Annotated in this window: 9 protein-coding genes; 3 read left to right on the top strand and 6 right to left on the bottom strand. The window is 46.4% G+C overall.

What is annotated here, in order from left to right; genetic code table 11:
- Positions 1 to 100 precede the first annotated feature (100 nt).
- Genes QZ735_RS18045 through QZ735_RS18035 form a run of 3 tightly spaced genes read left to right on the top strand, consistent with a single transcriptional unit; the run spans position 101 to position 1956 of the window.
- Positions 101 to 307 carry a hypothetical protein gene (locus QZ735_RS18045; RefSeq protein ID WP_294251516.1) on the top strand — a complete coding sequence of 69 codons (207 nt, stop codon included), beginning with the start codon at positions 101 to 103 and terminating at the stop codon, positions 305 to 307.
- A 3-nt stretch (positions 308 to 310) separates the two neighbouring features.
- Positions 311 to 562 (top strand): hypothetical protein, encoded by a 252-nt coding sequence (locus tag QZ735_RS18040; protein WP_294251513.1) that lies wholly within the window; start codon positions 311 to 313, stop codon positions 560 to 562.
- Positions 563 to 600: 38 nt separating this feature from the next.
- The gene (locus tag QZ735_RS18035; protein ID WP_294251511.1) at positions 601 to 1956 is read left to right on the top strand and encodes a M20/M25/M40 family metallo-hydrolase; all 1356 of its coding nucleotides are present in this window, start codon (positions 601 to 603) and stop codon (positions 1954 to 1956) included.
- Positions 1957 to 2762: 806 nt separating this feature from the next.
- Here the strand turns inward: QZ735_RS18035 and QZ735_RS18030 are convergent.
- The 6 genes from QZ735_RS18030 to QZ735_RS18005 all read right to left on the bottom strand — a co-directional run.
- Positions 2763 to 3914: a hypothetical protein gene (locus tag QZ735_RS18030; RefSeq protein ID WP_294251508.1), complete on the bottom strand. Its 1152-nt coding sequence runs from the start codon at positions 3912 to 3914 to the stop codon at positions 2763 to 2765.
- A 314-nt stretch (positions 3915 to 4228) separates the two neighbouring features.
- Positions 4229 to 5392: an aspartyl protease family protein gene (locus QZ735_RS18025; RefSeq protein ID WP_294251506.1), complete on the bottom strand. Its 1164-nt coding sequence runs from the start codon at positions 5390 to 5392 to the stop codon at positions 4229 to 4231.
- Between the two features lie 232 nt (positions 5393 to 5624).
- Positions 5625 to 6200 carry a hypothetical protein gene (locus QZ735_RS18020; RefSeq protein WP_294251503.1) on the bottom strand — a complete coding sequence of 192 codons (576 nt, stop codon included), beginning with the start codon at positions 6198 to 6200 and terminating at the stop codon, positions 5625 to 5627.
- A 188-nt stretch (positions 6201 to 6388) separates the two neighbouring features.
- Positions 6389 to 7426 (bottom strand): peptidylprolyl isomerase, encoded by a 1038-nt coding sequence (locus QZ735_RS18015; RefSeq protein WP_294251500.1) that lies wholly within the window; start codon positions 7424 to 7426, stop codon positions 6389 to 6391.
- An 81-nt stretch (positions 7427 to 7507) separates the two neighbouring features.
- Positions 7508 to 8017: an FKBP-type peptidyl-prolyl cis-trans isomerase gene (locus QZ735_RS18010; RefSeq protein ID WP_294251498.1), complete on the bottom strand. Its 510-nt coding sequence runs from the start codon at positions 8015 to 8017 to the stop codon at positions 7508 to 7510.
- Between the two features lie 135 nt (positions 8018 to 8152).
- Positions 8153 to 8513 (bottom strand): ATP-binding protein (locus tag QZ735_RS18005; RefSeq protein WP_294251493.1); only part of this gene is annotated, 361 nt, incomplete at its 5' end.

Here is an 8513-nt window from a genome sequence, read left to right as displayed (position 1 = left end):
CACCAATTTATGAAAACAAATTTCCTGAATTTTGCAGGTGCAGAAAGACCTGATATGGCTTATCCTGTAATGTTATAAAAATCCATTAATAATCCTTAGTATGGAAATTCTTCAGCCCGGTTTGCTTCCGGAACATATTACCGGTTCTAAAACCCGCAACCTGTACCTGCAGTTTCAAAGATTGTTGGATAAGGCCGCGACAAAGAAAATTCCTTTTTCTACAGTGGAAGCCATCAATGAGAATGTGAAGGCCATTTCTTCAGCCCCGGCCGGCCGGGTTCTGTACGAAGTCCTGAAAGAAAAGTAGAAGGTGATTCTGTCGCTTCCTGAAAAAAGACACAAGATCGTACCAAAGAATCATTACAGGAAGATGTGGATGGCTGCCGGACTTGCCGTGTTCGGTTTGCCGCTGGGAATGGCTTTCGGACTGTCCATGGGAAATATAGGCCTTTTCGGCACCGGATTCCCTGTCGGACTGGCCATCGGCGTTGCGGCGGGAACTTCGCTGGACAGGAAAGCGGAAACAGAAGGAAGACAGATGGATATTGAAATCAAATACTGACGGAACGGCATGCCGTTCTGCATGATCAATTAAAAAAAATGAAAAATAGATTAGCAACTGCCCTGCTGTTTTTCAGCATGGCCGCATCCGCACAGGAAAAGGGAGATTCCCTGCAATTCAGCAGCATCTCCGGGGAAATCCTGAATCATGGAAAAGCTTATACCGAACTGCGGGAACTCACCAAGACCATAGGCCACCGGCTGAGCGGATCCGCATCCTACGAAAAAGCTGTACAGTGGGCCGCACAGAAGCTGCGCGATGCCGGAGCCGATAAGGTATGGCTGCAGAAAGTGACGGTTCCGGTCTGGCAAAGAGGCAAAGAATCAATGCAGCTCAGGGCCGCCGCGGGAAAATGGAAAACCGTAAAGATGCTCTCCCTCGGGAATTCCGAAGGAACCGGCGGAAAGGACGTTTCAGGCGAAGTCATTATGGTGAAATCGATGGCGGAATATGAAAAACTTACCGCGGAACAGGTGAAAGACAAGATCCTCTTTTTCAACTACCCTTTCAGCCAGTCTTCTGTGGAAACCTTCAAAAGCTATGGCGATGCCGCCAGGTATCGGGTAACCGCTGCTTCACTGACGGCAAAAAAAGGCGGGAAGTTTGCCATCATCCGTTCCCTGTCCTCTGCATTTGACGACGTTCCGCATACCGGAGCCATGCGCTACGACAGCGACAGGAAAATTCCGGCAGTTGCTGTCGGCAATACAACCGCTGATGAACTGGAAGCATTGGTAAAGACAGGAAAGGTTACAGTAAAGCTTAACTCCTCCTGCGGCATGAAGGGCGAAAAACAGTCCCACTCGGTCATCGGGGAAATTACCGGCAGCCAGGACAGCAGCGTAATGGTTGTAGGCGGGCATCTTGATTCCTGGGATGTGGGGGAAGGAGCGCACGACGACGGTACCGGGATTGTGCAGAGCATAGAGGTCCTGAGGACTTTTAAAAAACTGGGAATCCGGAACAGGCATACCCTGCGTGTCGTCTGTTTTGCCAACGAAGAAAATGGCGTCAGAGGCGGTCTTGCCTATGCAAAGGCGGCAAAAGAAAACAATGAAAAGCATCTCTTTGCCATTGAATCGGATGCCGGCGGATTCAGCACCAGGGGGATTTCACTGGAAATGGCTCCTGCCGAACGGCAACTTATCCAGGGATGGAGGAAACTTTTCCTGCCCTACGGAGTCTATGACTTTGAAAATACATTCTCCGGCACCGATCTTTACCCGCTGCATGATCTGGGCATTCCTACGGCTGAGCTGGTCCCTGATTCCCAACGGTATTTTGATATCCATCACACCGAAGAAGACACCTTTGAAAAGGTAAACCGCAGGGAGCTGCTGATGGGCGCCGTGGTGATGACCCAGCTGATCTATATGGTGGATAAGAACTGGTAGATCCCAAACGGATGGCAGATGCCGAATGAAAGCATACAATCTGCCTGTCATGAATTAACCTGGGGCTCTGAATATATCTCCCCCTACCAGGCAGGCCGGTTTTGCTGTTCTTTATTTTGTCTTGAACCTAAGATTATTATACCATGCTCCATGTAAAACCCAATTATGACGTCGGGCTTCAGTCCGATGTAACTGAATAATGCAAATGATGTAAATGCAGCCTATTTCAAATCATTTGTTATATCGAACTTAAATTAATCTAGGATAAACCCGGATCTGAATCGGTGACCGGGTGATAAAGCTGTAAAAGGGAATCGGGATGCCGGAAATTCCTTTAGCAAAAACAGGATCAGAAAGAAAGAAAGAAAGAATCAATGACCAAACAAAATTCTTTAACCATTCTGTATAAATCTTATTGAACAGCGTTGATTTCATTTTGATTTAAGAAACCGATGAATGTAATGAGAATACGGTTTAATTTACCTTGCATCAAAGTCCCGACGGAAAGCTTTCTACAGGATAGGATAAAATCCTGTCAAAAGACGGTATAATAATCATCAGTCGTTTTATCAAAACTCATTCTGTTTAAATCTTGATTGAACAGCGTTAATTTCATTATCAAATTAAATCATCTGGGAAATACGATTGATTTCACCTTAGTTTATCACGAAGTAAAGGATCCTGCAGGATTGTCTCATTTTCCATAAAAAAAACGGGCCGGAGCCCGTTTTCCATTGTATTCCCATAATCTGCCCGGTAAGGCTGAAGTGAATATCGTATTAAGTGCTTCCTCCTACCGAATGGTATTAGAATTTATATGCCACGAAACGGTCGATTGCCAGACCGCCCGGAATGGATTGGTAAGGAGGGTTTTCTGCAGTTCCTCCCCATCGCATGAGCTTGGTTGCGGTTGTACCATTGTTGGCAGACTGCCCCGGAATCGGTTTGATGGTCAGGAAAATATCCTGGGCTCCTGTTGTAACGATGAAAAATGTATTGTTGATGGTAAACCCGCCCATTCCCGAGGTTACGGAATTGTAAATCGTATTCCAGGTTCCCGGTACTGCACCAATGGCATTGGCGAGATTCTGCTCATTGTTTATGGACCCCCGGGTAATCAGGTATTCCACCTGCGCAGGAATCGATACGGCATTATCGAAACCGAAGTCGGCATTGAGGAACACGAGGTACGTTCCTGCAGCGGGCAGCGATAATCTTGCCACTGAGCTGTAACGGTTTGCCGGAATTGAATTGTTGGTATTTGCCTGTGCATTGTTGATCAGCCACGTTCCTTCCACATTGCTGGAAAAGGCCATGGTCCTCCAGGTTCCCACGCCGCTGGCATCACTGGTAAGCACCTTCCCTTCTCCCTGGGTTCCGTCAACAATCTTTACAGCACCCGCTGTGCTTCCGTTATTCACTTCCAGCCTGGCCGTCGGATTATTAGTACCGATACCAACCCGGTCATTTACGGCATTTACATTGAAGGTGGCGTCATCTACCGTAAAATGGCTGGTTCCGGAAGTTGCGGAAGAAGTAAAGGCCATGGTATTATTTCCCTGGGAAACCGTCCGGTTGGAAGTGAGCACCCCATTGTCTTTGTACAAATCGCTACCTGCGCCTACTTTCTGCCAAAGATTGCCGTCGAAAAAATAATAACCGGTTGCCGTGATGTTCACCCTTTGCGAGGCAGCATCTCCGCCGGTAATATCGCTGATGTAGATGATAGCACCGGCCTGGTCTGTACCGTACACACCGTTTCCTTTGGCAGTGAGTGCTGCACGGGTCAGTCTCGGGGCCTGAAGGCCGTCGGCATCCGTACTCCCTGCTTTGGCAACGATGTCAAGAGTGGTTTTAGGAGTTAAAGTGTTGATCCCTACATTGCCCTGTTGAGCTGAGGCATTTTCCGCAAAAAAGAACATGGAAAGTACCGTTCCCAGCATCAGTCTTTTTTTCATAAGTAAAAGTTTAATTGAGTTCTGAATTTTACGGGTGCAAAGATAATCCAATTTAAATATCCGCAACGATATTTGAATAATATTTAATAAAAATTTATTTTACGCGATATCGTTAGAAATATTTGCCGTTTTTAAGATTTATTGTGATCATCAATATAAAAGCATTCCTTAGTATACCACTTTTTTATGATAAGCACACCGGCAGGGGTTCTGATTCCGGGTTAGGACTGATTCTACCCCTATATCCCGCATACAATACAGATGCAGAATAAGTACCGGAAGTCTTTTTTAAGCTTTGGATTCCTGCTTATAAATCAGTTTAAGTATGCTTTTCTTTCGATCTGGTAATCAAACACTTTACCGCCTCTGTCTATTTTTATGTTGATGACTCTCTGGTTGCTCTCTATCCTGTGGAGAAAGTAATGGCAGACCTGATCCTGATCCAGATGCTCCAGGGAAATGCCGTTTATAGCCAGTATGATATCACCGTTTCTGATGAGGGATTCATCTTCTCCGATAACATAGGCCACCACCGGTTTTGATTCCAGGAAACGGTAACTGAAACCGAACGATTCCAGCACTGCCGGCACCGTCCTTATGCGTTTCATATAGATCCTGCGGCTTTTCCAATCCATGATACAGGTAAAATCCCTGAAAAATTCGTTTCCTATCAGGTTCATGCTTCCGGTAGAAACGATTTCCTCCTTAAAAACGCTGTTGCCGATGCCTATGGCCTGCGCCCGGAAGATATACCCTTCCGACGGCTTTGCCGTTCCGAAGGCACCGGTTGAATGGGTTCCCGAAGTTCTTACCGAACGCTGTACTTTTCCGGGATTAAATTCAGCTTCCGTCAGTTCAAGCCTTCCGGAAAATCCGGTATCGAAAGTAAAGGGAAGATCTTTGTCGAACATCCGGATTGTAATCAGCGGTGTTTTCTGTATACTGGTCCCGAAAGGGATGACCAAATCAAATCCCCGGAGATCGAATCCTGAGATGTCTTTTGCGACCTCAAGCTGGTTTTCAGCATAATTAAGCCTCCAGACCAGCCCCGCCATCTGATTGGCACCGATGATGCCGTCCACATGCAGGCAGCGGAGCTCATCCGCATTCAGATCCAGGACAACGGCACCGGTATTCCTGAAGGTGACCTGATCGATTTTCATTTCCGGAAGCTCGGTAAAGATCTGCTCCTGTGTATTTTTGTTGGAATCTCCCACAGACCTCCTGTATTTCTTCTTCAGGTTCAGTTCCCTGAAAATAGCCTGGGAAATCACGGTAGGTGCTCCGGAATCAAAAAGAAAAGTATAGGTTTTGTTTCTGATGGTTACTTTTACAAACGGCAGGTTGTTTTCAAACCTCATATTGATGCGCTCCACCCGCTGTTTAAAATCCACTTCCCCTTTTTCATAAAACTTTTTTCCCTGTCCGGTAATGAGAACGGCAGAACAGAAAAGGGCGGCACAGAGAAGGTTTTTCATTGACAAATTTTATGCGAAAATAAGGTTTTTTATATGAACCGGACATAAGGGCTGTATCTGCACGGTCCGGTAGGATCCGTGCCGGTTATCGGTCCTGAGAAATCATAATCGCCGGTGAAAGCAGGCCCGGATTCTGCGGATTTACCTTACTGCCTCAGGTTATGCATCACCGTATATAAGCCTGTTTTCGGGAAGGTCTTATGCAGACCGTCGGGCCAAACTCAGGTAAGATTCAGAAGGTGTCCAGGATCTGTTTCGGCAATACTTTCACCAGCTGCGACTTATATTCTTTCTCAAGGATCACGAATTTCCAGTTTTTCCGGTCCGTGGAAACCGCACAGGCCCGCATCCCCGCATTGATCAGGAAAGAACCTTCTCCGGCAGAATATTTCACATTATTTTTTCCGTATTTACTGACCAGCAGGCTGCTGATCTTCTTTTTCATCTCCTCATTCATGGAACCGACATTGCATTTCAGCTTCATGGAGTAAGGGACTACTGAAAAATACTCCCTGCCGATCTGCCGCGGCTTCTCGCTGCTGCCTACCTTGATTTCACTCATATCAATCTTCATGAACGGGTTGTTATAGGTCATGTTCAGGAGCTGGATCATCTGGTCTTTCGGAACCACCGTAAAAAATTTGGGATAGATACAGCTGACCCCCTGCTCTATCTTTTTATCCTTAATGCTGTTGACAAAATAAAGCAGTGATTTTTTAATGGCGGCGTCTTCGGGATTAGCCTTTGCCTGTGAAAAAGCAAATGCATACACCATAAGGAATAGTAGGAAAAAAGATTTTGTTTTCATTCGATTCTGAATCTGATTGTATATTTCCGGATTGATGATGATCACCGGATACTCCGGCGGCAGGTTTTATTATTATTATCCGGTTTTAAAATCAGTCGCAATACCGGTCAGGTTCGTTACAGTACCGGTCTCAGTTCAATAAAAAAAGCCGTCCCTGAGGACAGCTTTTGCTTTGTATAAAATTTTGATTACTTCACTTTCACCAGTTCCACATCAAATACCAGCCATGCATTCGGCGGAATAACGCCTCCGGCACCGTTGGCACCGTAGCCCATTGCCGGCGGGATCAGCAAGGTAGCCGTTTCGCCTTCTTTCAGCAAAAGGATCCCTTCGTCCCATCCTTTGATCACTCTTCCCATTCCGATCGGGATCTCGATCGGCTCGTTTCTCTTGAAAGAGGAATCGAATTCCGTTCCGTCTACCAGCTTTCCGGCATAGTGTACGGATACGTTGTCCCCGGCTTTAGGAGCTTTCCCGTCAGCCGTTTTGGTAATTTTGTAGTACAGGCCGGATTCGGTTTTCTGCATTCCCGCTTTCAGGTCTTCTACCATTTTTTCCTGATTGGCTTTGAACTCCTCTTCTTTTTTCTTTTTATCCGCTTCTTCTTTGGCTAGGAAAGCTTTGTTGTTCTCTGCAATTTTCGCTTTTCCTTCCGTAAAGGTCTTTGCAGGATCATAATCCTTGTAGGCATCGCCTTTGCTGAAAATGGAAACTTTTTCCAGCACGATATCCGTTTTAGGCTTATCCTGAGGTCCTTTTTCCACATTGGCAATCGTATCGATCACGTCTTCGCCTTTTACCACTTTCCCGAAGATGGTATGCCTTCCGTCCAGCCATGGGGTTGCCACTTCAGTGATGAAAAACTGGGAACCGTTGGTATTCGGTCCGGAGTTAGCCATGGAAAGAACACCTTTTCCGGTATGTTTCAGGTCGTTTCTTTCATCCTCGAATTTATATCCCGGATCTCCCATTCCTGTCCCCTGAGGATCGCCTCCCTGGATCATGAAATCCTTGATTACCCTGTGGAAGATGGTTCCGTCATAATAAGGAACACCTTTCGCCTTGGCTTTGTTATCGATTTTACCTTCCGCCAGGCCGATAAAATTAGCCACGGTTACCGGTGCTTTCTTGTCTTCAAATTTTACAATCAGATTTCCTTTTGTTGTCTGAATGTTGGCATACAGCCCGTCGTTAAGACCTTCGTAAGTTTCTTTGTCTACGTTCATTTTCTTATAAATTGGTGTACAACTCATCAGCGAAACAGCAGCTGCCGCAAGAATTGTATTTTTGTTAAACAATTTCATGGATTATAATGCTTTTAATTTTATGATCAGCGGGATATCGTTGTCTATTTTCTTTTCGTCTCCATAGGTGCCGTAGGCAAGCGCAGAAGGAACCAGCAGGGTAACCTCTTCTCCGTCACGGATAAAGCGAAGGGCGTCTTCTACGGCTTTCAGCTCATCAAAATGTCCGAAGCGGGCCTCTCTTCTTTCTTTCGGCTCGTCATAGATTTTGGTCTGATCGAAATCATACAGTTCATAGGAATAGGAAATCAGGGTATTGTCCTGTCTCCGCTGCCGCTGATCAAAACCTTCGGTACTGACCCAGTAATTCAGCTGGGTAGGATAGAATTTCACCGGCTGGCTGCCGATCCACTCCTGGATCTGGCTCCGTTCCTGCGCATTGAGGTTTTTCATCCGCTCTCTCGAAACTTCAAGGTCATTCCGGCTCAGCACACCGCCCACAGGAGGGTGTGTCTGGGTATTCTTACTGCAGCCCAACAGGCTTAATACCGATATGAAGAGTACTTTTTTCATAAACTGTTGCGAAAATACGCATTTCGGGAATCAATTACAAAACTGTTGCCGGCAGAATTCAAATTATTTAAGATCAATAACCGGATTTTTCCGCCAGCTTCTTTGCCAGTCTCTCCGTACGCCCCGCTGCAATCACTATGCTTTCCTGATGTTGATCCTGAAGGTGGTCCCCTTGCCTACTTCGGTATGGGCGATCCTGATGTCGCCGTTATGGTATTCCTGTATCACCCTTCTGGCAAGAGAGAGCCCAAGCCCCCAGCCCCGTTTTTTGGTGGAGTATCCCGGCTTAAAGGCATTATTGGCCTGCTGCTTGGTCATCCCGCTTCCGGTATCCTGTACTTCTACCACAATGCTTTTGTTGCGCTCCGAGACCGACATGGAAATGGAGCCTTCCCCTTTCATGGCATCCACTGCATTTTTCACCAGGTTTTCAATAACCCAGCTCATCAGGATACGGTTATGGGGAACGGAAACAGCGTGATCCGGAAGATGCAGG

The sequence above is a fragment of the uncultured Chryseobacterium sp. genome, assembly GCF_913776365.1.
Lineage (GTDB): Bacteria > Bacteroidota > Bacteroidia > Flavobacteriales > Weeksellaceae > Chryseobacterium.
This window is presented reverse-complemented; position numbering and strand designations above follow the sequence as displayed.